This is a genomic window from Neorhizobium galegae, from assembly GCF_017877055.1.
Lineage (GTDB): Bacteria > Pseudomonadota > Alphaproteobacteria > Rhizobiales > Rhizobiaceae > Neorhizobium > Neorhizobium galegae_D.
The window spans coordinates 131,653-154,276 of sequence record NZ_JAGIPG010000007.1 but is presented as its reverse complement, the minus strand read 5'-3'; the positions used below and the strand labels follow the sequence as shown (position 1 = coordinate 154,276).

The 22,624-nt window shown below is 59.0% G+C and carries 22 protein-coding genes and 2 pseudogenes; 14 read left to right on the top strand and 10 right to left on the bottom strand.

The window, feature by feature from the left end:
• Nucleotides 1-56: 56 nt before the first annotated feature.
• Nucleotides 57-959, top strand: coding sequence for a LysR family transcriptional regulator (locus tag J2857_RS29910; RefSeq protein ID WP_210013696.1), 903 nt, complete (start codon nt 57-59; stop codon nt 957-959).
• Nucleotides 960-1,117: 158 nt separating this feature from the next.
• Here the strand turns inward: J2857_RS29910 and J2857_RS29905 are convergent, their stop codons facing one another.
• Complete coding sequence (locus J2857_RS29905) at nt 1,118-1,519, bottom strand: DoxX family protein (protein ID WP_210013695.1); 402 nt, start codon at nt 1,517-1,519, stop codon at nt 1,118-1,120.
• Between the two features lie 86 nt (nt 1,520-1,605).
• Between J2857_RS29905 and J2857_RS29900 the strand changes: the two genes are divergently transcribed.
• The 3 genes and pseudogenes from J2857_RS29900 to J2857_RS29895 form a co-directional block, all read left to right on the top strand.
• Complete coding sequence (locus J2857_RS29900) at nt 1,606-2,226, top strand: TetR/AcrR family transcriptional regulator (RefSeq protein WP_210013694.1); 621 nt, start codon at nt 1,606-1,608, stop codon at nt 2,224-2,226.
• 118 nt (nt 2,227-2,344) lie between these two features.
• A pseudogene (locus J2857_RS31595) lies at nt 2,345-2,421 on the top strand (IS6 family transposase); the annotation flags it as partial.
• A gap of 358 nt (nt 2,422-2,779) precedes the next feature.
• Nucleotides 2,780-3,156, top strand: a pseudogene (locus tag J2857_RS29895) (DDE-type integrase/transposase/recombinase); the annotation flags it as partial.
• 324 nt (nt 3,157-3,480) lie between these two features.
• Here J2857_RS29895 and J2857_RS29890 read toward each other — a convergent pair.
• From J2857_RS29890 to J2857_RS29855, 8 genes are all read right to left on the bottom strand, one after another.
• On the bottom strand, nt 3,481-5,034 hold the full coding sequence (locus J2857_RS29890) for a bifunctional 3-(3-hydroxy-phenyl)propionate/3-hydroxycinnamic acid hydroxylase (RefSeq protein ID WP_348635752.1): 1,554 nt from the start codon (nt 5,032-5,034) through the stop codon (nt 3,481-3,483).
• A gap of 64 nt (nt 5,035-5,098) precedes the next feature.
• Nucleotides 5,099-5,854: a cupin domain-containing protein gene (locus J2857_RS29885; protein WP_210013692.1), complete on the bottom strand. Its 756-nt coding sequence runs from the start codon at nt 5,852-5,854 to the stop codon at nt 5,099-5,101.
• A 16-nt stretch (nt 5,855-5,870) separates the two neighbouring features.
• Nucleotides 5,871-7,229, bottom strand: coding sequence for an MFS transporter (locus J2857_RS29880; RefSeq protein ID WP_210013691.1), 1,359 nt, complete (start codon nt 7,227-7,229; stop codon nt 5,871-5,873).
• Between the two features lie 37 nt (nt 7,230-7,266).
• The gene (locus J2857_RS29875) at nt 7,267-8,226 is read right to left on the bottom strand and encodes a VOC family protein (protein WP_210013690.1); all 960 of its coding nucleotides are present in this window, start codon (nt 8,224-8,226) and stop codon (nt 7,267-7,269) included.
• 19 nt (nt 8,227-8,245) lie between these two features.
• Complete coding sequence (locus J2857_RS29870) at nt 8,246-8,626, bottom strand: cupin domain-containing protein (protein ID WP_210013689.1); 381 nt, start codon at nt 8,624-8,626, stop codon at nt 8,246-8,248.
• Between the two features lie 16 nt (nt 8,627-8,642).
• Nucleotides 8,643-9,587 (bottom strand): hypothetical protein, encoded by a 945-nt coding sequence (locus tag J2857_RS29865; protein WP_210013688.1) that lies wholly within the window; start codon nt 9,585-9,587, stop codon nt 8,643-8,645.
• Nucleotides 9,588-9,700: 113 nt separating this feature from the next.
• The gene (locus tag J2857_RS29860; RefSeq protein ID WP_210013687.1) at nt 9,701-10,624 is read right to left on the bottom strand and encodes a LysR family transcriptional regulator; all 924 of its coding nucleotides are present in this window, start codon (nt 10,622-10,624) and stop codon (nt 9,701-9,703) included.
• Nucleotides 10,625-10,738: 114 nt separating this feature from the next.
• The gene (locus J2857_RS29855) at nt 10,739-11,656 is read right to left on the bottom strand and encodes a LysR family transcriptional regulator (protein WP_210013686.1); all 918 of its coding nucleotides are present in this window, start codon (nt 11,654-11,656) and stop codon (nt 10,739-10,741) included.
• 141 nt (nt 11,657-11,797) lie between these two features.
• Here J2857_RS29855 and J2857_RS29850 point away from each other — a divergent pair, with 141 nt between their 5' ends.
• From J2857_RS29850 to J2857_RS29815, 8 genes are all read left to right on the top strand, one after another.
• Complete coding sequence (locus tag J2857_RS29850) at nt 11,798-12,724, top strand: ABC transporter substrate-binding protein (RefSeq protein WP_210013685.1); 927 nt, start codon at nt 11,798-11,800, stop codon at nt 12,722-12,724.
• A gap of 62 nt (nt 12,725-12,786) precedes the next feature.
• A complete protein-coding gene (locus J2857_RS29845) occupies nt 12,787-14,532 on the top strand; it encodes a thiamine pyrophosphate-binding protein (protein WP_210013684.1) in 1,746 nt (581 codons plus the stop codon).
• A 1-nt stretch (nt 14,533) separates the two neighbouring features.
• On the top strand, nt 14,534-15,358 hold the full coding sequence (locus J2857_RS29840; RefSeq protein ID WP_210013683.1) for an ABC transporter ATP-binding protein: 825 nt from the start codon (nt 14,534-14,536) through the stop codon (nt 15,356-15,358).
• On the top strand, nt 15,355-16,131 hold the full coding sequence (locus J2857_RS29835) for an ABC transporter permease (protein ID WP_210013682.1): 777 nt from the start codon (nt 15,355-15,357) through the stop codon (nt 16,129-16,131). Before J2857_RS29840 ends, J2857_RS29835 begins: the two co-directional genes overlap by 4 nt.
• Nucleotides 16,128-16,895 carry an ABC transporter permease gene (locus J2857_RS29830; protein ID WP_210013681.1) on the top strand — a complete coding sequence of 256 codons (768 nt, stop codon included), beginning with the start codon at nt 16,128-16,130 and terminating at the stop codon, nt 16,893-16,895. The genes J2857_RS29835 and J2857_RS29830 overlap by 4 nt, the downstream gene beginning before the upstream one ends.
• 32 nt (nt 16,896-16,927) lie before the next feature.
• Nucleotides 16,928-17,362 carry a GlcG/HbpS family heme-binding protein gene (locus J2857_RS29825; RefSeq protein ID WP_210013680.1) on the top strand — a complete coding sequence of 145 codons (435 nt, stop codon included), beginning with the start codon at nt 16,928-16,930 and terminating at the stop codon, nt 17,360-17,362.
• Between the two features lie 35 nt (nt 17,363-17,397).
• Nucleotides 17,398-18,828, top strand: a complete 1,431-nt coding sequence (locus J2857_RS29820; protein ID WP_210013679.1) for an aldehyde dehydrogenase — start codon at nt 17,398-17,400, stop codon at nt 18,826-18,828.
• A gap of 49 nt (nt 18,829-18,877) precedes the next feature.
• Entirely contained in the window at nt 18,878-19,819 is a 942-nt protein-coding gene (locus J2857_RS29815; RefSeq protein ID WP_210013678.1) for an alpha/beta hydrolase, read from the top strand.
• Between the two features lie 19 nt (nt 19,820-19,838).
• Here the strand turns inward: J2857_RS29815 and J2857_RS29810 are convergent, their stop codons facing one another.
• Entirely contained in the window at nt 19,839-20,555 is a 717-nt protein-coding gene (locus tag J2857_RS29810) for a GntR family transcriptional regulator (RefSeq protein WP_210013677.1), read from the bottom strand.
• Nucleotides 20,556-20,677: 122 nt separating this feature from the next.
• Here J2857_RS29810 and J2857_RS29805 point away from each other — a divergent pair, with 122 nt between their 5' ends.
• Together J2857_RS29805 and J2857_RS29800 are read left to right on the top strand one after the other, a co-directional pair.
• Complete coding sequence (locus tag J2857_RS29805) at nt 20,678-21,721, top strand: amidohydrolase family protein (RefSeq protein WP_210013676.1); 1,044 nt, start codon at nt 20,678-20,680, stop codon at nt 21,719-21,721.
• 4 nt (nt 21,722-21,725) lie between these two features.
• Nucleotides 21,726-22,619: a VOC family protein gene (locus J2857_RS29800; protein WP_210013675.1), complete on the top strand. Its 894-nt coding sequence runs from the start codon at nt 21,726-21,728 to the stop codon at nt 22,617-22,619.
• Nucleotides 22,620-22,624: the final 5 nt, after the last annotated feature.

Below are 22,624 nucleotides of genomic sequence, written 5' to 3'. Positions count from 1 at the left end.
AAATAAGGAATAGTCCTGATATTGATAATCAGGCTGCATTTCCGTTTAGTAGTTCCATGACGGAACAAATCGGTTTGGACAGATTGACGGGTCTCATCGCGTTTGCAAAAGCGGGGTCTTTGGGAAGCTATACGGCCGCGGCCCGATCACTATCTATTTCCCCCTCAGCCGTCAGCAAGAGCGTCCAGCGCCTTGAACAACGTCTCGGGGTTTCGCTGTTCACCCGCACGACACGCTCGCTGACGCTGACCACCGAGGGGCGAGAATTGCATGAGCGGGCACTTCGCCTCCTGCGCGATGCAGAAGAAATCGAGCAAGTGGCAAAGGCCGCCCGCGCCGCACCCTCCGGCAACTTAAAAATTGCAGCGTCGCTTCCAATCGGCCTGCATGTCATCACTCCAGCCCTTGCGGAGTTCAGGAAGCGGTACCCAAGCGTGACGATTGACTTGCGTCTCAGTGATCAGATGATCGACCTTATCGCTGAAGGCATTGATCTAGCTATCCGCATCGGCGAACTTGACGACTCGCGTCTCCTATCGCGGCGTCTGTCTCCGCATCGGCTGTGCTGCTACGCATCGCCTGAATATTTGGCTGAACATGGTACTCCGCGGCATCCTGACGAGTTGGTGGAGCACGAGACGGTCAATTTACGTTACAAAAACACCGGCCAGCTTTTTCGATGGCCGTTCCGGGTAGGGGAGCGTGAGGTTGAAATCGTTCCGTCATCGGGTATCGTTGTCGATGCAAGCGAAGGCGTCATGACCGCAGTCGCGGCCGGCGCGGGAATAGGAATGGCCACAAGTTTTGCCGCGACCGCCTGGGTCAAGCGCGCGCGGTTGACGCCGATCCTTTCTGAATTTGCCGTCGAGAGACACAATGTCACTGCGGTTTGGCCTCAAAGCCGACGCACCAATCCGGCTGTTCGCGCCTTTATTGAGATGTTGATCGCCGCCGCCTAGCTCAAGCACCGGTCTGTGCGGCACGTGGTGCGGCCCTGAGTGGAGACAACGGGAGGCCACATAATCGGGCCTTCCGTCGATGATTAGATAACGGCGGTTGGAGGAAATCTCCGAGAACTGTCATGCGGCGGCAGCTTTTCGACCAAAAAGGACCTTGCTTATGCGGGACGTCTAAAAAGAGGGCCTCGTGTTCGTAAGCGTACCGCCAGAACCAAGGCAATGATCGCGACGACAATCACATTGAGCCACAGAACCGAAAACTCTTGTCGAGAGACATGAAAGGCGATCGCTGCACATTGTAGGAGGGCCAAACCCGCGGCTGCAACTGTCGTCAGCCAAGGGAGGATCCCAAGTGCGACAGGTAAAATGAGGCCTATCGCACCCAAGCTCTCTGCAGAGCCGATCATTGTAATCAGCCAGGTCGGAACTTCCAGGGTCCAATTCCAGCCCATCGCGGCCATGGCTTCCGGAGTCTGCGTCAGCTTCGTCCAGCCGGCGTAGCCGAAAAACGCGGCAAGCAGGATTTGGCCGGTCCAAGTGACAATAGTTGTCTTGTTCATGCTGGCTCCAAGGGGGATGTGTTAAACCCCGCCGTGATTGAACACTATGAATTTGATAGTCCAGACTATCATATGGAGTCAACAGCATGCGTGAGTGGCCGGAAAGTCACCCCAAGGCCAAGGCTATGGCGAGGCGAAAGAGCGAGATCATCGAAGCAGCCAAACGCTGTTTCATCAGAACCGGTTATGCCGGCACCACGATGGAAACAGTCGCTGAAGCCGCTGCTATTTCGCTCATGACACTTTACAGGTTTGCAGAAAGCAAGGAGGACCTCTTTGCGGCAACGGTCACGGACGCTTGCCGCGCCCGCGATGAAAATGAGCGGCAATACTATGAAAGTCTCGTGCACTTGCCGGTCCGAAAGATGCTGATCACCAGCGGCACCGAGATGCGTCTCAAGATTCTGCATCCTGACAGCATCGCACTGATGCGCCTTGTAATCGCCGAGGCAGGTTCTTTTCCGGCTCTGTTACCACTCGCCTACAAGGCGTTCATACAACATTTCGAAGAACTGGCGTTGCAAGTCATCAGGATCGGGTTTCCTCATTTCTCCGGAGATGCCGATATCCTGTCTCGCAGGTACGTGGACTGTCTTCTTGGTGCCGACGTTCTCCGCATATTGCTCGGCTGCGACCCATCGGGAGACAGTCAAGATTTTTCAAAAGCGGTACTGGCTGCCGATATGGTGCTGAACTCAATGGGTTGAGATTCTATCGCGATCTGGGTCTGCGAGGTCGCAGCGAAGACATGGCGGGCTGTCAATCGGACGACTCACTCTAAATCCAATACAGCATGTACCACCTGTATCCTGATACCGCGCGGACGACGGGTATGTTCTCGATGAAATCGTATGGAAGCCTCACGACACCAGGCAGCAAAACGACTGCTGGCCAGGCTGTTGAATAATGTCTCGCCCCGCTCGTTTCAGCTTTGTGACCCCGTGATCATCATGCGCCGTCGATGCTCATGTGAGCCCTCCATCCATCGTTGCGGCATCGGGAAATAGAAGCTGGCCCTGTTGCGCCGGCATCTGGCGGCACCTGCCTCGCTGAGAGGCCGGTCCGGGCATGCGCGCAACAAGCGCCGTCACCGGCAGCGCTGCCTGCCAAAGTTACACGCTCACGCCTTGGACCGAGGATGCGAGCGGCGCAAGCGCTTCCATCTCGGGCTCCGTCAGTATTACGGACGCCGCAAACTGATCGGTCCGTCATCTGTCCAAGTGGTTACTGCCGCGCTTCGCTTTGTCGCGTCGCGCAGGTTGGGGGGAATTCGGAGCGGCATACGCCACGCGGTTGCGCAGAAAGAAGCCGTCCCGAAAAGATGTCTGGCACCTGGATGAAGTGGTGATTTCCATCGGCGGCCGTAAGCGAAGCGAGATGTGATGTCCGCTGTCGAACATCGATCGCACAAAGGCCTGAACAATCGCGCGGAAAACTCCCATCTGCCGCTCCGAAAACGAGAGCAGGTGATGCAGGGTTTCCGATCTTTCGAAGGCTTGCAACGTTTCATCTCGGTCTTTTCCGCGGTCAGAAATCTCTTCGTCGCCCCGCACCGTAAACGCTCAGCCCTGGACACCCACATTCATCGAATTCGTGCAATGGCGCAGTTGAAAGCTGTGACCGCAGCAGCTGTCTGAGTTCAAGGGAAAGCACGTCATGCGTACTCAACCAAACAACGTGACAACGCCTCGGCTGGGCATCGCGATCGTGACTTCAAAGATCGGCGCAATCACGACTTTAATGTCGTCGGCGCCTGGGATGACCTGCGAACGGCGCATTGACATATAACACAGACTTTGCAGTCAAGGGTTGCCGCATGGCGATTCTGAGGGGCTGGCGAAATATACCTTCCACGCCATCCTTGGCTCGATCATTGAGCCTGCATTTTCCTCTTCGACATTTCCTCTTCCGAGCTGCATGTAACAAAGGAAACTTCGCAGCGTCCCGTTTGGCATTTAACCTTAAGCCACCCGCTCTACGGTGACCGATTGGGGAATGACGCGCCGCAAACGGGCGCCCAAATCGTGGAGATGGCGTTCGATGCTCTCTTCGCTCGTGGCGACCGAATAGACATAGTGGTCCGGTCGGACGATCGCCGCGCTTGTCTTCTGTTGGTCGAACCACTGGCCGAGAATACCGCTGTCTTCGACCAAAGGTATGATTTCGCCATCGGAGGGAACATCGATGGAGCCCAGATACAGTACGGTCATTCCGAGCTGGCGGGCCTTATCGGCGATAGAGGGCGAAAGCGCGCCGAAGCGACGGGCATCGACGATCATCCGCCACCCGCCGCCGCAGATGGTGTCAAGCAGTCCTTCTCTGCCGCGAGACATCACTTTCGGCTGCGGAAAGAGCTCGCCGGTTCCGGCACCGCTCGTCGAATCGATGAGGCCTTGACGGATTGGCGGGATGATCGACTGGCGAAAGATCGTCCTCGGCAATCCATCGCTTTCCAGCAGGATACGCTCGTCGCGGCATATTGCGGCTTCTGGATCGCGTTCACACAGAACCGCACCGATCTCCTTGATCTTCAAGATCAGTTCGCGAACGTGTTCACGACGCTCCTTGCCGTAGGTGTCGAGAAGCTCCGACGGGGCATTGTCTTTTAGGGCTGCCTCGATCTTCCAGCAGAGATTGGCGACGTCACGCATCCCCTGACACATACCCTGACCAAGGATCGGCGGCTGCTGGTGGGCGGCGTCACCGGCCAGAAAGAAGCGCCCTTCTTGCCATTTTTGGGCGACCAGGGCATGAAACCGGTAGGCGGCCGAGCGCCAGATCGTCGCATCGTCCGGCGTGATCCAACGGTCCAAGAATTTCCATACCCATTCCTGCTTCTCGACATCGCGCGGGTTTTCATCCTCCCGCAACATGATCTCCCAGCGCCGGTGGTTCTGAGGGCCGACGATGTAGGCCACCGGACGCTCGGGATTGCAGAAATGCGACGAGTTGACTGGAACGCGATTGAGCTTGTCCGGATTGACAAGAACATCGACCACCACCCAAGGCTCATCGAAATTCAAATCTTCCAGCGTCAAGCCGAGCCGCGCACGGGTCTCGCTGGAGGCGCCGTCGCAGGCGATTACGTAGTCTGCCGAGACGCTTCGTTCGGTCCCGTCCGACTCCCGCAATGAGACGACGGCCTTGTCCGAGACATTCGAAACAGCAGTGACTTCTGTTCCGAGCGCGACGGTCACACTCGACCACTGCGCCGCATGGGTTCGAAGTGCTTTCTCCACCGGCGGCTGGGTAAAGACCATGGTCGGCGTATAGCCGAGCGGGTAGGGCGCGCCGACCATCCCGACACGGCGCAATAGCTGCCCTGAGACCCCGAAATGTTCCGAGAGATCGAAGGGGGCGACGTGCCCCTCGATGTCCTCGCGGAGGCCGATATTGTCAAACAGCCGCATGATTTCATGGTCGAGAGCTATCGCGCGGGGCTTGTCGTAAACCTCCGTGGTGCGATCGACGCAGAGTGTGGTGATACCGGCTTTGCCAAGGAGGTTGGCAGCCATGGCTCCAGACGGGCCGAAGCCAATAACGATGACCTGGTAGTCGTTCATTCTCATCTCTTTGCTTTTAGTTGTTGAGATCGATGGAGTAGGCGCCTTTGGTGCCAGCAGGCACTTCCGGAACGTTGATTGTCAGCAAGAGCGCGGGGCCTGCGCCATCGTTGGAATTGCTATGGATCAGCCCGGCGGGAAAGACGACGATATTGCCTTCGCTCATCCGGCTGGTATCGAAGCCGAGACGCACAGACAACTGTCCATGCAGGACGTAATAGAATTGGTCAAACGGGTGGACATGCAGTCCCATTCCGCTGCCGGGATGAACGAGCGAAACGAAAGCCTTGATGTTTTTGGAGCCCATCTTGCGATCGACAAGTGTCTGGGTATCGAAAGCCCTGCCTTCGGCACCATGAGTGGTATGAACCGAGAATGCATTTTCATCGACGCGGCCCTTGATGGCGGGTGGTGCCTTTGCCTCATCGGGTGAGAGGCACTCTCTCGAAACCGGTACTTGGATGTCGAGCAGCCGTGCCGAGCTGTCGGTTGCCATCACGACGATGGTGCGTGACCTCGGTACGAACAGGAAATCGTTTGCTTCGAGCCGGAATACATTCGGGCCCTCCTTGAGCGAGGCCGCCCCCGCAAGCACATAGATCAACCTTTCCTCGGTCGGAGAATGCAGGTGGACAGGTGAAGCCGCTGCGGAGAGAACAATGTGGTCGATGCGGCATGTTCCGATCGCGCTCAGCGAGTCGACGACGGCAGTCCGGCCCTCTGACGAGTCCTCCGCGTCGATGTCCGATTTCAATTTTTGAACATACCGCATCGCCAAATACTCCTTGTTAGATATGCGTGGCAGCGATTCCGCTCACGTTTGTCGCCTGTTTGCGGTTGAGCATGCCGACGGTCACCACGGCGATCGTGAGGATGGTCGCCGGCACGATCGGTAGCATCAGGATGTCGTGGGCTGCCCACCCGCCGGATACCATCAGCCACCCAATGAAGGATGGCGAGAACGAGGATCCAAGCCGGCCCACGCCGCTAGCCCACCCAAGGCCGGTCGAACGGCTTGCGGTCGGATAGGCATCCGTCGTCAGAGCGTTGATGACGCCAAGGCCGCCCATGATCGTCCAGCCGGTGACGAAGGAGCTGAACAGCAGAAGCATCTGCATATCGCGCGACGAGGCTAGGGCGATCATTCCCGGAATGATGACCAGAAAGTTGATGGCTGAAACCCTGTAGACGCCCCATCTTGCCGCCATCGGTCCGAGGACGATCGAACCGACCATGCCGCCGAGATTGAATACGGTCGACGCATAAGTCGCCATCGCCGGAGAGAAACCGAATTCCCGCGCCAGGGTCGGAAGCCACTGGAACAGCAGATACATCGTTGAAAGGATCAGGATGTAGCTGACCCACAGGACGATGGTGGTAACCGCCATCCCGCCTGCGAACAGTTCCCGGAAAGTGCCTGCCGTTGGTCGTTCGCTGACGATCCAGCGGGCGTTCTGCGGCATGTCAGCCACGGGCGAGACCCGCTTGAGAAGGCGATGCACGTCCGGATGGGCCGGGTTGCGGGCGATCAGGAAGCGAATCGATTCCGGCAGAAGGACAATCGCGACCACCAGCGCGACGATCGTTACGCCGCCCGCGACCATGAATAGCGACCTCCAGCCGAATGCCGGCTCGATGAATGAGGCCAGAATACCGCCGAGCATCGCGCCTGCGGCGATGCCGCCGCTGACCACCAGGACGCCGGTCTGTCTGTGCTTGTTCGGCGAATATTCCGATACCAGGGCGCAGATATTCGGCAGCAACCCGCCAATGCCGATCCCTGCGAGAAAGCGAAACAGGATCAGCATGTTCAAGCCCTGCGCATAATGGATGGCGAGGGTGAAGATGCCGAAGAAGGCCGTGCAGGCAAGCGTTGCGGGACGCCGTCCCCACTTGTCGCCAGCCGGTCCGAAGACCATTGCTCCGACGGTCAAACCGACAAGCGTTGCCGTGAAAACGGAAGCGAGGTCGGTCTTGGGAATTCGCAACTCGGCGGACAATGCCGGAGCGACGAGGCCGAGCGTCACGTTGTCGATGCCATCGAGCATCGCGAGCAGCACCGCCAGCGCAAATACGGCGATGCGGTATCCTCCGACAGGCATCTGGCCGAGCACTTGCTCGACATCCACTCTTGTTTGGGCATTCATGTCCGGCCCCTCCTCCACAGACGGTAACTTGGTTCAATCAGGCATTTTGGTTGCTTGACGCCGACACCCGCTCCCCCCTCGGATACGGGTTGATATGATACGCATCCTTCGCAAAGGCGTAGAGATCCTGAAGACGCTTCCAGCGCGCGGTGTGTGGCGGCGTCACGCCCCAATGATCCAGCCGGCCAGGTGGCCAGGCCCAGTACTCCGGACCGTGGTACTCGTAATTGTCGTCAATCTGGTCAACGTCGGACGTGTATTCCAAAGGCAATTCCTCCGGCCCTGCGAAATAGGCGAAGGTGTTGTGCGCACATCCATGGCGACCAGGGCCCCACTCGATCGGATAGCCCGCGTCGATCATCCGACCGGCGCCGCGCATGACCGCATCGAGATCTTTCATTTCGAAGGAGAGGTGGTTGAGGGTGCGCCACGGCGCTTCGCAGACCACGATCGAACTGTGGTCCGGGCTGTCGCAATTCAGGAATATTTGTCGTCCTGCACGATCACTGACGCGAAAGCCGAGGGCATCGGCGAGAAAGGAGACGAGGTTTTCCGGTTGCGGGTCATTGAAATTGATATGGGCGATCTTGATTGGATGATTGCTCGAGCCGAGAGCAGGCTTGTGACGGATATCGTCCGTGACCACCGCAAACGCCCGACCTTCGGGATCCTCAAAACCGAAGCCGTATCCGCCGCCGACGCGACCCAGAAGCCCGGGATTTTCGACAGCAACGCCTGTCGTCACGACACGGGCATGCAACGCATCCACCACATCGCGATTTGCGGCATCCATCACGGTCCGACGGACGGCGCCGGGACCTTTCGCGGGATGGATTGCCAGGATGTGATGTGCATCGCACGTGCCGCGCAGATAAATGCTTCCTTGGTCCCGGGCGACGATCTCGAGCTTCCACACATCGACATAGAATCGAGCCGCACGCTCAGGGTCCGCCATTTCTATCTCGACGCTTTGGACGCTCTTTACCGAAATTCTCACGACTTGCTCTCCCACGGCATCACTTCGAGAAATCGTCGTCCTGATAGGCGACGATGTTGAGGTAGTCCTCACGGGCCGGACCGAAGATATCGACGTTGATGGCCACCCCATCCTCGGGAGACGGCGGATCGACATAGTGTGTGTGATGAGGCGGGATGCGGATCACCGTTCCCGGTTTGCAGTCGAAAGTTTGTTCCTCGACATGCAACGTGACTCGACCCTGGATCACCATGAAAATCTGGTCGAACGGATGGCTGTGCGGCGAACCCTTGCAGCCGGGCTGCAGGTAGTTGTAGGTCACCATGACACCATCGCCGCGGAAGCCACGCTGTATGATGCCGGGCTTGAGTTCACGTTCAGGGATATCGTCCCAGTTATAGGCTTTGATCGATTTCTTCATGGCAATCTCCACTGCATCAGGATTCACATGCCAAAGCCACGTCGGCATGGAGTTTTACAAAATCGGCGATCACGGCGGGTTCGCGGGCGGCAAATCCACTGCGCGCAGCAAGCGCGAACTCCGGGAAGCCTGTCCGGGCAAGCGCGATGCGGCGCATCGCACCTTCCACTCCGTCCGACAGGTGGATCAGGCCGAGGCAGAGCCGGCTCTCTGACCGTAGAGCAAGGCGCCGCAGGGGTGCGAAGAAGCTCTCGTCGGACACCACGAGCGGAACCGGGATGTGCAGGAGATCGATCCGCCTGACGCACCGCTCCTGCAGGCGGTTTGACAACTCTGCCATATCCACAAAATGCATCGGCTGGATCTTGAAGCCCGCACCGTCCCGGCAATTCATGTGCACCGCGACCGGAATGGTTTCCGGCACGGCATCGATGATATTTGTGACGGAATCCAAAAGAGCGTCTGAGAGCGTACCGTTTGCCGTATCGGTTCCCGCGGCCTCGGCCAGGTCGGCAAAAGGCAGCTTGATCTGGACCGCCAGGTCGGCAGAAGACGAAGCGAGTTCTGTTACGACCCGTTCGATCTCTTTCGTCAGCCATGCGCCGTAGGCCCCATCCGCGTCCGGTACGCCCGGGTGCCCAGGCCTAGCGAAACGCGATATCCGAAACGGAGCCAGGATGCTGAGAGTGGCGCGGGCGCCTGATTGCAGGCCGACTGCCTCCTTCAACGCCTTGAGGGCATTGAGCGAGTTGCGCGCCTGGTTGGAAAGCCGGGCTGCCTCGTGGTCTCCGGCCAACCATGTCCTGATGTGATCGCCGTCCACGACGCGCGTATCGGGATAGTAGAGAAGCCGAGCACCGAGCTCTGCATGACACAGCTTGTAAATCTCGTGCTCATTGTGCAGCGGAAAATCGCCGACAAGATGGATGCGGATGGATGCGGGGAACCTGTCGAGTACCATGGTTCCTCCTTGGCCCTTCAGATTTTCCGCGATAGTGCGAGATCACCGCTATTATGTAAAATACGGATATATGAGCTTTATATAGGATTCAGCTATACAAATCCCGCCGCCAATCACTTGAGTTCGGCGCCTATCTGCTTGGCGATCTCGATGAAGCGCTTTGCAACGGGACTGGGGTCTCGGGACTTTAGGCGGTGGATCCCGAAAACGCGCGGTGTCATGCGTTCCGCCAGCGCAACAGTCACGAGGGATCCTTCGGCAAGCTCCGCTCTGACAATGTGATCGGAGAGGATGGTGACACCGTCGGTCTGCTTGACGATTTCTTTCAGAACGCCAAACGGTGCGGCCTCGATCAGATTTTGTGGCACGGGAAGGCCAGTAACCATGAAGCCGGAATCGATCAGCGTGCGAATAATGCTTCCGCGCGGCGGCAAAACCCACAGGGCATGCTGCAGATCCCGCAGCGACAATGTCTTCTCCAAGGCAAAAGGGTGCCCTCTTCGAACGACGGCGGAGGTTTGCGCCGAAAAAATCGGTTCGCTGGCTATGAGGCCAGTCCCGTTCGATTCGAGCACCTCGGCTCGCATCGAGGAAATCACCACATCGATCTCGTTGTTCAGCAGGCCCTTGATCAGGTCCTCGTCATACGCCTCCACCACGTCGCATCGGATCGGTGTAAAATCCGGCACCAGCTTGGACAGGATCTCGGGAATTATGCTGGCGGTCGCCAGCGGTGTTCCGCCAATGACCATTGGGCCGCTAACGCCGAGGGAGAACAGACGTAACTCCGCCAGGGCATTTTCCAGGGCATTGTCGACAGATTCGGCATGCCGAACCAGTATCTGCCCCGCCTTTGTCAATGAGGCGCCGTGCCGTCCCCGATCCATCAGCTTCTGGCCGACAATATCCTCCATGCGCGAAATGCTGACGGAGAGGGAAGGTTGGGCGATGTTGAGCGCCTTTGCGGCAGCCAGCAGCGACCCGGCCTTCGCAACGACCTGGAGATATTTCAAGTGCCGTGGGTTAAGGGCTGTCATGATTGGGCATCCCAATGAAATTCGAAAATGTGCGGCAGGGCCAGCCGATCACTCTCAGGCGATTGCAGCTTCAATCCGCCGCACCAAACCTGCCATGCTGAGTTTCGTCTGAGCTTACTGACCAATATAGGTCGCTTTCCAACGGCCGCATCGAATGCTTTCCTTTGCCGACATCTGCAGCATTTCTATGAATCGTCTTGTCGCCAGTGTCCGCTCCGCGTTTTGTAACAGTGCGATCAGCCAGGTAATCTCCAGGTTCTCAACGGGTGCAAAGTCCAGGTGGCTCAAGGGTGAGTTTATCAAGGAGCAGTACGGCAGCAGAGTAAAGCCAACGCCAAGCCGGATGAGATCGGCGACAGGAGCGTATTCCGTCTCGACAGCGATCCTGGGCCTGCGACCAATTCGTCCGAGTTCACCGTCTATCAGCATTCTCAGTCCATCAGGCCGCGGCGTCAGAATCAGCGGTCTGTCCGCAACCGAATGCAAGGTCACGGCTTGATCGGCAGAAAGGCCACTATCCTTGGGGCCCACCAGAAACATTTGCTCCTTCAGCAAGGGTTCGATGTGCAGTTCCGGTTCGGACAAGGGCGCTGCCAGGATGCCGACATCGATTTCTCGAAAGAAAAGAGCCTCCCTCAGATGAAACGAATGAGCGCCCCGGACGCGAAGCGCGACGTGGGGAAAATTTCTGACATAGCTTGCGACCAGCTCACCAATCAAAATATGCCCCATGAACGGAGGAGCACCGAATGCCAATCGCCCGAACGGCGTATTGGTTGCGTGCGTCACCTCCTCCGGAACCCTGCCAATCTCATCGAGGATCGATTCGGCTCTGGCCCGGAATATCTCGCCGGCTGGAGTCAACACCAGGCCACGTCCTGTCCGGTGAAACAGCGTGGCGCCCAGTTCCTGCTCCAGGGCTGTAATCTGTCGACTGAGTGCAGGCTGTGAAATGTCAAGCTTCTCGGCGACGCGCGAGAGATTTCCAAACTCCGCAGCCTTCAGGAAGTATTCCCATTTCCGCAGGTTCATCGCTCCATCCCGCTTCTATCGTCACGTCGATATGCATTTGAAGTTATATCTGAACTGTCGTTCTGTCTATTGATGTAAGGCGACGCACTTGGGATAGTCGCGCAGGGTTGAGGAGCCCACCTATCGTGGAGGAGGTCATTAATGTTCAAGCCCGCAATTCTCATAGCCAGCTTTGTTACCGCGGGTGCGGTACCATCACTTGCCGAAACCAGCATAACCTTTGGATCACCGCCGATCGCTGAGGTAGAAGCGGTGTTTGTCGCAAAGGAGCTCGGCATTTTCGACAAGAACGGTCTCAAATTTGAGGCGTTACCCAGCACCTCGAACCAGGCAATGGTTGCCGCCCTGGTTTCAGGATCCCATCAGATTGCCGCCATCTCGCCGACAGTTCTGTTGCAGGCGATTGACAGTGGGATGGATCTCGTCGTCGTTGGCACCTGTGGCGTCACTTCCGCACGCACAGCGAAAAACATGGGCCTGGCCGTTCGCGCTGGCGTCGAGATATCGAAGCCGGAAGACCTCAAGGGAAAGAAAATTGGTGCTCCAGGTACCAACGGTACAATCGACGTCCTTTTCAAGCAGTGGCTCAAGCTCAAGGATATCCCGGAAACGAAGCTGACCTTCATCGAAGTTCCCATCCCCAACACCGCGGACGTGTTGAAGGGTGGCACGATCGATGCGATCATCGCCGGCCAGCCTTCGCTTGGGCGGGCGGTCAGCCAATCAAACGGCAAGGTCGCATTTCACTATATGTCAGAGCTCCCTGAAAACCTGCCATACACGACCTTCGCAACAACTCGGGAATGGGCGAAGGCGAATTCGGACGCAGTCGAGGCTTTTCAGGCAAGTCTGGCCGAAGGGGCAGCGTTTGTGAAGGCCAACCCCGACAAAACCCGCGAGATACTTTCGAAGTACACCAGGCTACCTATCGAGGTGCTCAGCACGTTCGAATTGCCGGAGTGCAAGACGGTCCCGACCAAGGAAGGTCTTGACTTCTTCGACAAGGCCATGCGCGATGAGGGCCTGTTGACCGGCAGTATCGATACTGCCGGTCTGATCGTACCCTGAGCCGAAGCGGCCGGGGTGCATCAAGGCTCCCCGGCCATATTCCCAGTTTTACAGGTGATATCATGGTCCAGATGACCGGCGCGGAAGCGCTGACCCGTTTGCTCGTTCCAGAAGCCGTTCCGTTCGTTTTCGGCATCGCCGGCGGCAAGTTGAACCCACTTCTTCATGCGATCTCTCGCGAACCGTCGATCCGTTATCTCGGTGTGCGCCATGAGGCATGCGGACCTTTGATGGGGGCTGCCATCGCGGCGGCCAGCGGACGGATCTGCGTGGCGCTCGGCGAAATGGGACCCGGATCTTCCAATCTGATCGGCGGTCTCGGTACGGCTTTCAACAACAACCTGCCGCTTCTGCTGGTCACGTCAAACAACCATCATGCCGCGTCCTATCCCAATCGTGGCATGTTCATGGATCTTGATACTCACGCGCTGCTGAAGCCGCTCACCAAGTGGAGTGCTGTTGTGCATGATGGACGCCGTTTGCCGGATCTCGTGCGCGATGCCTTCCGGCAGGCGCTGACCGGGCGACGTGGGCCAGTTCATGTCGATGTGCCGCAGGAGATTTTCGCCGCCAAGTTCGACTTCGAGGAGGAAGCCCTTTCTCTTCCGCCGGAGGCTTACCGTGCTGTCGAAGGCCCCAGAGCCTCCGCCGCTCAGATCACCCGCGCGGCGGAGATGCTGGCTGAAGCGCAACGTCCGGTTCTAGTCGCAGGCGGCGGCGTCGTCTCGGCGAATGGCGGCGACCTGTTCCGCGAACTCATTGGTGTGATGAAAGCTCCGGCACTTGCAACCCAGATGGGCATTGGAACGGTTCCGTCGGATTCGCCCTTTTTCATCGGCCACGGCGGCATCATCGGCGGCGACGCCATTCCGGCTGCACTGGCGGAGGCGGACGTCATTCTGGCAGTCGGCTGCCGCTTCTCCTCCTGGCTCTGGGACGATGGCGGCGCGCTTGCAAGGGGCGGTGCCCAGCTCATCAACATCAACATCGATCCAATGAGCCTCGGTGCGAACACTCCCCATGCGCTCGGCATTTGGGCGGATGCAAGAAGTGCGATGGCCGATCTTATCGTGGCACTCAAGGGCCGTGCCGCGCCCGACCGGTCTAAATGGCTTGCACGGCTGCGCGACGTCTATGCCAGCTATCGCGGCAAGCTCGACCGCATGAACGAGGACGACGGAACGATCATGCATCCGGCTCGCCTCGGCGCGGCACTTGGAAAGCTTCTGCCGGAAGACTCGCTGATTGCCTATGACGGCGGTCATACGTCCTTCTGGAGCAACGATTTGACGCCAGCGACTATCGAGCGAACCCGCTTCCATGAACCAGGCATGTGCCAGCTGGGTTTCGGCACTCCCTATGCAGTGGCGCTCAAGCTCCTCCATCCAGAGCGGCCTGTCTTCAACATCTGCGGCGACGGCGCCTTCGGCTTCACGCTTTCCGAACTGGATACGGCGAGGCGCTATGGGCTGCCGATTATCAACATCATCCATAACAATGCCTCCTGGGGAGTCATCAAGATGGGGCAGCGCAAGACCTACGATTTCTCTTTAGGCGCCGATCTCGACGGCGTGGACTATGCCGATGTGGCCCGCGGCTTCGGCTGCCATGGGGAGCGCGTAACGACGGTAGACCAAATCGGCCCTGCGCTTGAACGTGCCATCGCCTCCGGGCTCCCGGCGGTTATAGACTGTCATGTGCGTTTCGAGGCTCATCCGAGCATGCCCTATTTCGCGAAAATGAATGCTTACGGCTTTCAAAAGAGTGCGGGTGGCGGGCCGCACGCGGCTCTCGTGAAAGGAGCATAACGTGGTTGTGACGCAGCTTTCCACCCGCCCGCGGCATGGCGAGGGCAACTCCACTCCGGCATCCGGCGAAGCGCGAATTCGTATTTTCGACGTCACGCTTTCCTATGGCTCACTGCAAATCATCGGTGGCATCAGTCTTGATATCGCGCCGGGCGAGACCATTTGCGTCATCGGGCCTTCCGGCTGCGGCAAGACGACGTTGCTACGCATGCTGGCGGGACTTGCCCGACCGACCTCCGGCAGCGTCGAACTCGACGGATCTGTGCTTGGCGGACCCAACCGTTCCGTCGCGATCGTCTTTCAGGACTATGGAAAGGCACTCCTGCCGTGGCGCACAGCAGCCGGCAATGTCTCGCTGGCACTCGAGGCCCGGGGGTGCCCCGGCGCCGAGCGACTCGCGATCACTCGCGAAATGCTGGAGAAAATCGGCCTTGGCCGGCATGCCGATAAATATCCGGCTGAGATGTCCGGCGGCATGCAGCAGCGTCTGCAGATCGCTCGTTGTCTGGCGCAGGAGCCGAAGGTGCTCTTGATGGACGAACCGTTCGGCGCTCTGGACGCGATGACGCGTCAAGCGCTTCAGGACGAGGTTCTTGGACTGGTGGCAACGACCGGCGCCACCATGGTTTTCGTCACCCATGATCTCGAAGAGGCGATCTATCTCGGCGATCGCATTATCTGCCTTCAGCCCAATCCGGGGCGTGTCGGCCGTATCGTGGATGTTCGGCTGGCGCGGCCGCGCAACCAGTTGCTGACCCGGGAGAATCCGGAATTCCTGCGTCTGCGTCGCGAGCTTTACGACCTCATCAAGGACGACCACCAGTGAGGGCGGCAGGTCTCCTCAAAAACAGTTGGCGCGCGGCGCTGTTGCCGGTCACGTTGATCGTTCTGGCTCAGGTCGCAGCAACTGTTACCCAACTGGAGAGCGATACTCTCGCCAGCCCGTTCGATATCGCACGGGCCTTCGTTTCCATCATGGCCGACGGGTCTCTCTTGGGGGCGACGCTGGACACGCTGAAAGCGGCCGCGGCCGGCTGTATTCTGGGCGTCGGGGCGGGGTCCTTGCTCGGCATCGTTCTCGGCCTTTCCCGCCTTGCCGACGACGCGCTCGATCTCACCATCGAGCTGCTGAGGCCGGTTCCGGTCGTCGCGCTGATACCGGTCGTCATGATGCTGCTGGGCTTCGGTGCGGAAATGGAGATCGTCATTATCGCACTCGGTCTGTTATGGCCGTCTGTCGTGTTGGCGCGGGCCGCCGTCAAGGAAGTGGAACCGCGCCTGATGGAGGTTTCGGACGTATTGCAGCTCGGCTTCCTGGCCCGGCTGACGAAGATCGTGCTGCCCGCGATACTGCCGCAGCTCTTCATGTCGCTGAAGCTTGCTGCCGGCTACGCGCTAGTCGTGGCTGTAACGGTGGAGATTACCGCCAATCCCCGTGGTCTCGGTTATGGAATCATGATGGCGCAACAGGCGTTGCGGCCAGCGGAAATGTTCGCCTACCTGATCTGGATCGGCGCTATCGGCTGGCTGATCAGTTTGCTGCTCAATTCGGTGCAGCGCGCCTTCTTTCCGGTCTTTGTGAAAGGAGAGGGACGATGAAGCACTTTTCCCTTCGCAAGCTGTTCCTCGGCTGCGGCGCTTTGGCGCTTTTCATCCTGGCATGGAAGCTCGTTACCGACGCGAAACTCGTCTCGCCGATCTTCTTTCCCGGTCCGGAGCGGACTTACGCCGCTCTGGTAAAGGGCCTTTCCGGCGGTGCCATGCTGTCGCAAACCCTGGAGACGGTCCAGCGGATGCTGTTGGGCTGGTTGCTCGCGTCCTTCGTGGGCGTTTTTCTCGGCGTATTGATCGGCGTGTCCCGGCGCGCGCGGGCGTTCATCGCCCCGACGCTCGAGCTGCTCCGGCCATTGCCCGCTTCAGCCATGATTCCTATCGCCATCGCTTTTTTAGGTTTCTCCGACAACATGGTTCTGGTCGTGATCGCCTTCGGGGCGCTCTGGCCGATGCTGCTCGCTACGATTCATGGTTTCGCGGCGATGGAGCCTCGTCTCTATGAAGTCAGCGCCTTACTTGGCCTCAGCCGCGCCCAGGTGATCTGGAAACTCGCATTGCCAAGCGCAATGCCGATGATCCTCGCAAGCTTGAGGCTGGGCCTGACCATCTCGCTCATTCTCGCCGTGGTCGGTGAAATGCTGGCGAGCCGCCAGGGACTTGGCCAGAGCATTCTGGCGGCCAGCCGCAGCTTCCGATCACCCGATCTGTTCGCCGGCATCGTCATCCTTGGCGCGATCGGACTTGTCGGCAGCCGTCTGCTTTCCTTTGCCGAAAGACGTCTTCTGCGCTGGCAGGCCGTCAGCCGGTAGTTTCCTCTCCTCTCAACTTACTGGATTTAGACATGTTCAAGCTCACCGACGCGTCAACCATCATTGATACCGCAATCGCCGAAGCCCGTGCCCGCTCGTTTGCTCCGCTCGCTGTGGCGGTGCTCGATGCAGGCGGGCACCTGGTCGCCTACAAGCGTGAGGATGGTGCCGGCATCGTCCGTTTCGACATCGCCTATGGCAAGGCCTGGGGATCGCTCGGCATGGGCTTCGGCACCCGCGAACTGACCGAGCGTGCTGCGAAAAATCCGGCCTTCATCACCGTGCTTGCTTCGGTCAGCGCGGGGCGCATGGTGCCGTCACCGGGCGGCGTTCTCATTCTCGACGAGGCAGGTAGCGTCATCGGCGCCGTCGGTATTTCGGGTGATATCGGAGACAATGACGAGCTTTGCGCCATCGCCGGCATCGAAAAGGCCGGCTTCCGCGCGGCTCCGAAGCTCGTGGCTTAACAAGACTTCAGCTTAACTGACAGACGGAGGCTGCAATGCAGCAGAACGTATCCACTTCCGGAAAATCCGGCCAGTTCGGTCGCCTCAACCCCGTAACTGGCGAAATAGCCAGCACGGCGCAGGCAGCAACCGCTGTGGAGGCCAATGCCGCGGCGGACAAAGCCGCTGCGGCTTTCCCTGCCTGGTCCGAGACCGGCCCGAATGCTAGGCGGCAGCTGCTGCTGAAGGCATCGCAGGCACTGGCCTCTAAGAAAGACGAGTTTGTCGCGCTCATGCAGGCCGAGACCGGTGCGACCGCAAGCTGGGCCGGCTTCAACGTGATGCTGGCCGCAAGCATGATCGCCGAGGCGGCATCGCTGACGACACAGATCAAGGGAGAGGTCATTCCCTCCGACAAGCCCGGATGCCATGCCATGTCGGTGCGCGAAGCTGTTGGCGTCTGCCTGGGCATAGCGCCTTGGAACGCCCCGATTATCCTTGGCGTTCGCGCTATCGCAACCGCCCTCGCTTGTGGCAACACGGTCGTGCTGAAAGCTTCGGAAAAATGCCCGGCGGTGCATAGCCTGATCGTCGAATGCTTTCAGTCTGCGGGCTTCCCGGAAGGCGTTGTCAATGTCGTCACCAACGCTCCGGAGGATGCAGCCGAAGTGGTAAATGCGCTGATCGATCATCCTGTCGTCCGCCGCATCAATTTCACGGGCTCGACGGGTGTCGGAAAGATGATCGCGCGTCGTGCGGCGGATCATCTGAAGCCGGTCCTGCTGGAGCTTGGGGGCAAGGCGCCGTTCGTGGTTCTTGACGATGCCAATCTCGATGAAGCCGTGGCGGCGGCTGCCTTTGGCGCTTTCTTCAACCAGGGCCAGATCTGCATGTCGACGGAGCGCATCATTGTCGTCGACGCTATTGCGGATGCCTTCGTGAAGAAATTCCAGGCCAAGGCTGCCACGCTAGTCGCCGGCAATCCGGCGGAAGGCAAAGCGCCTCTCGGCGCGGTGATCGGTACGGAAACCATCGAGAAGGTCCAGGCGCTTGTGAAGGATGCTGTTTCCAAGGGCGCAAGTCTGGCGACTGGTGGAACCGCAGAGGGTGTCCTGATGCCGGCGACGGTGGTCGATGGCGTTACCAAAGACATGCGCCTTTATGGTGAGGAAAGCTTCGGTCCGGTTGTCGCGGTGCTGCGCGCACGCGACGAAAGTCATGCCATCGAACTGGCCAATGACAGCGAATACGGCCTGTCGGCTTCGGTGTTCACAGGCGACGCAGCGCGCGGTCTTCGCGTTGCCCGCCGTATCAAATCGGGCATCTGCCACGTAAACGGACCGACCGTTCACGACGAAGCGCAGATGCCGTTCGGCGGCGTCAAGGGGTCCGGCTATGGTCGCTTCGGCGGTCCAGCGGGCATCGCGGAATTCACTGAACTGCGCTGGATCACCATTGAGACGCAGCCGGGACATTACCCGATCTGATCCAGGTCGCTGTTTGGCGATCCTTAAAATAAGCATGCGGGAGGAAAACATGCGATTGCTTTACTGGAGTTTGCTCATTGGAGTAGCGGGTATTGTCTCGCCGGCCCACGCACAGATATCGGCGAACCCGCCGTCGGTCGCAGAGGGTGTTCGCGCCTTCGGCGATCGGTTGGGGCCGGACGTGGTGAAGGGGGTGACCGAGCTCTACAAGCCGCTTCACGAGGCGGCTTCGAAAGAAGGCGTAACCGTCCCCAAGGACATTGCGTACGGGAGCGGCGAGCGCCAGAAGCTCGATCTCTACGTTCCTTCCAATCTCCCGGCTGGGGCGAAAGTCCCCATGCTGGTATTTGCGCACGGCGGCGGTTTCGTGCGCGGCGACAAGAAGGACGTTGCCCATTTCGGTACCTATTTTGCGCAGCATGGAATAGTAACTGCGCTGATCAACTACACCTATGCGCCACAGGCGAGCTTCCCGTCCGGCGGCGAGGACGTCGGCAAGGCGGTGGCGTGGCTGCGGGAGCATCCGGAAGCGCTTCCAGGTAATGTTGGTTCGATCTTCGTATCGGGCAATTCCGCCGGTGCCACGCATGCGGCGACCTACGGGTTTCTCACATCAGCCGGCAAGCCGGATGATGGCGTGCGCGGCTTGATCCTTATTTCGATACCGACAGCCGACGCGGAAGATCTTGCCCAGCAGGACAAGGTCTACTACGGCGAGGACGCATCGAAATATTCCGGCATGTCAATCATCCGCCACGTCGCCGACCGGAAACTGCCGATCTTCCTGGCTGTGGGCGAAAACGACATGCCTTCAATCCAACGCCAGAACAAGCGTCTCGTCGACGCGCTGTTTGCCCGCGATGGCAAGCTTCCGAACTACAAGACGGCGCTCGGCCACAACCATATTTCGATCATCGAACATTTCGGCACCGCCGACGAAAGTCTCGGTCCCGATATCCTCGAATTTATCCGCGAAAACGCGGGCAAGTGAATTTCCGGTTTCGTGAAGATCAGGCCGGCGTCGTGTCGCCGGCTTCAGTCGTTTCCAGATCGGCCCGGATGATTTCGGCTGTCTGCTCATAATGTCGCTGCAGAAGGCGCATGGCCCCTTCGCTGTCGCGATCCAGGACCGCCTTCACAATATCCGCATGTTCTTGGCTCACCTTGCGCACCCTGAATGCCTTGCGGCTGGAAAGCGCGCGATAACGGCCAAGCCGGTCTGCAAGCTGTTCACAGAAACCGATCAGCGGACGCGATTGGCAGCCGCTGATGAGAATGGCGTGAAAAGCCTTGTGCAGGCGCTCCCATTCCGGGTTGCTTTCGAACCGCTCGGGATTGAGCGAGCGGGGCGCCCGATCCAGACGGTGATGGGCCACGATAAGGGCTTCTTCCCAAGCTGGTTCGGCATTGGCGATCGACTCGCGCAGGGCCAGGCCTTCTACCCAGCACCGGGTTTTCGTCAGCTCTCCGAGTTCCTCAAGACTGATCGGTTTTACGAAGAAGCCGCGCTGCTCCTTGCCTATGACGAGGTCCTCAGTGGTGAGGCGGTTTAACGCTTCCCGCAAAGGTGTTTGCCCGGCTTCGTATTGCTCCATCAGAAAACGCAGCTGTAGCTTACGGCCTGGTTCGAGCCTTGCCGACAAAATATCGACCTTCAGTCGCTCGTAGATGCTCGTGGCAAGCGTTGCTGGGCTTTCCAGCCCCTTGTTCGGCGCATCGACGTTCATGTGGCTCCACCATCCAAATCGGTTTTTATATACACGATCATATCGAAATCGCAAAATTTATAAATTCGATCTTTACGCGTCGAAGTTTGTATATTATCGAAATGCCAACACAGGAGGAGAGCGTGGGCGAGGAAAAGGCAAAACGCTTCAGGAGCGGTTGTGGCTGCGGCGGCATCGACGTCCACTGCCATGTTGTGCCGTCGCGCTTTCCGTTGCCTGCTGGCGGCGCCTCTGTGCGTGGCTGGCCTTCCATGATCGCGGCTGGCGATTGCCATGCGACTGTTGTCATTGACGAAAAGCCCTATCGCACGGTCAGCGATGCTTGCTGGGTTGCTGAGCGACGCCTTGAAGAAATGGATCGTGCTGGCATAGATCTGCAGGCTCTATCCCCAATGCCGGAATTGTTCGGCTATTGGATCGACACGAATGCGGCTAACGATCTCGTGCGTCACGTCAATGACTCGATCGCTGCCTTGGTGATGGAAGGTGAGGGCTGCTTCGTCGGGCTTGGTGGTCTGCCGATGCAGGACATCGACCTTGCAATTGCCGAATTGCATCGCGTTGTCGGTGAACTCGGCTTTCGCGGCATCGAGATCGGCAGCAACATCAATGGTGTCGCAATCGGTGATGCGCACTTCCATCCATTTTTTGCGGAAGTGGAAAGGCTCGGTGCGGCGGTATTCGTCCATGCAGTACGGCCGGCCGGCATGGACCGGCTCGTCGGACCAGCGCCGCTTCAGCAGGTTCTTGGGTATCCGACCGATGTTGGCCTGGCGGCGGCTTCGGTGATCACCGGTGGACTGTTACAGAAATTCCCGAAGCTCCGGATAGCCTTCAGCCATGGCGGTGGAACCATCGCTTCGTTGTTACCGCGCCTGGAGCAGGGTTATTTTGCATTTCCGGCGGTCAAGGACATCATGCCGGAAGCGCCCTCGGCGCAGGCGCGGCGCCTTTACGTGGACTCGCTCGTCTTCGATGCGGACACATTGCGGCGTCTGGTCTCCGTCTTCGGCGAAGAGCGGGTGTTGTTGGGTACCGACTACCCCTTCAATTTCCGCGAAAAAGAGCCTGTTGCACGTATCGACGAGGCTTTCGCCGATGTCGGACTGCGCGAACGCCTGACATTCGCGAACGCGCGAGCTTTCCTCGCTCTGGATGAGGTTTGATCAGATGACCGATTTTCCTGTTTCCGCCCTGCGTAGTGTCGAGCTGGGTACGCCCGATCTCTGTGCTTCCGTCGATTTCTACACCCGCGTTTGGGGGCTGGATATCGTAGCCGAGACAGAGGACAGGGTCTTCTTGGCGGCGACCGGCGACGATTTTCACGTGCTGGAGCTAAAGCGGAGCGACCGTTCGGAGCTGCGCAAGACCACTTTCCGCGTACGCTCCGCCGAAGACCTGCATTCGCTTTTTGCTAAAACGGTCGCAGCGGGTTGTGTCGTGCTGAGAGAGCCGGGGCCTGCCGATGCACCTTCCGGCGGCGAGCGTTTCGTTATCCGGGAGCCACAGGGTTCGGTGCTGGAATTCGTGCATGGAGATCGCCGCCGACAAGGCGCGATCGTCGCCAACCGGCCGCACCGCCTCGCCCATGTCAATATCAACAGCGCGCAGATCGAGGCACTTTCGAGCTTCTACCGGGATGTCCTCGGCTTCCGCCTGACGGACCGCTCCAAGCTTATGACGTTTCTGTGCTGCAATGCCGACCATCACGCGGTGGTGCTGGCGGAAGCGCCGGCCAACGGACTGAACCATGTCGCTTTCCTGATGCCTGACCTGGAATCCGTCATGCGCGGTTCCGGGCTGGTCGTGGACCAGGGGTATCCGATCGGCTGGGGCGTTGGACGGCACGGCCCGGGGGACAATGTCTTCGCTTATTTCATCGATCCGCAAGGCGTGGTGATCGAATACACCGCCGAAGTGCTTCAGGTCGATGACGGCTATCGTGTCCGCGGGCCGGAAGAATGGGTGTGGCCGCCGGGCCGGACAGACCATTGGGGCATTGCGCCTCCAAAAAGTGACGCCTGCAAGAAGGCGCAGATTTCCATCGGATTTTCCGGCGCCTGACACCG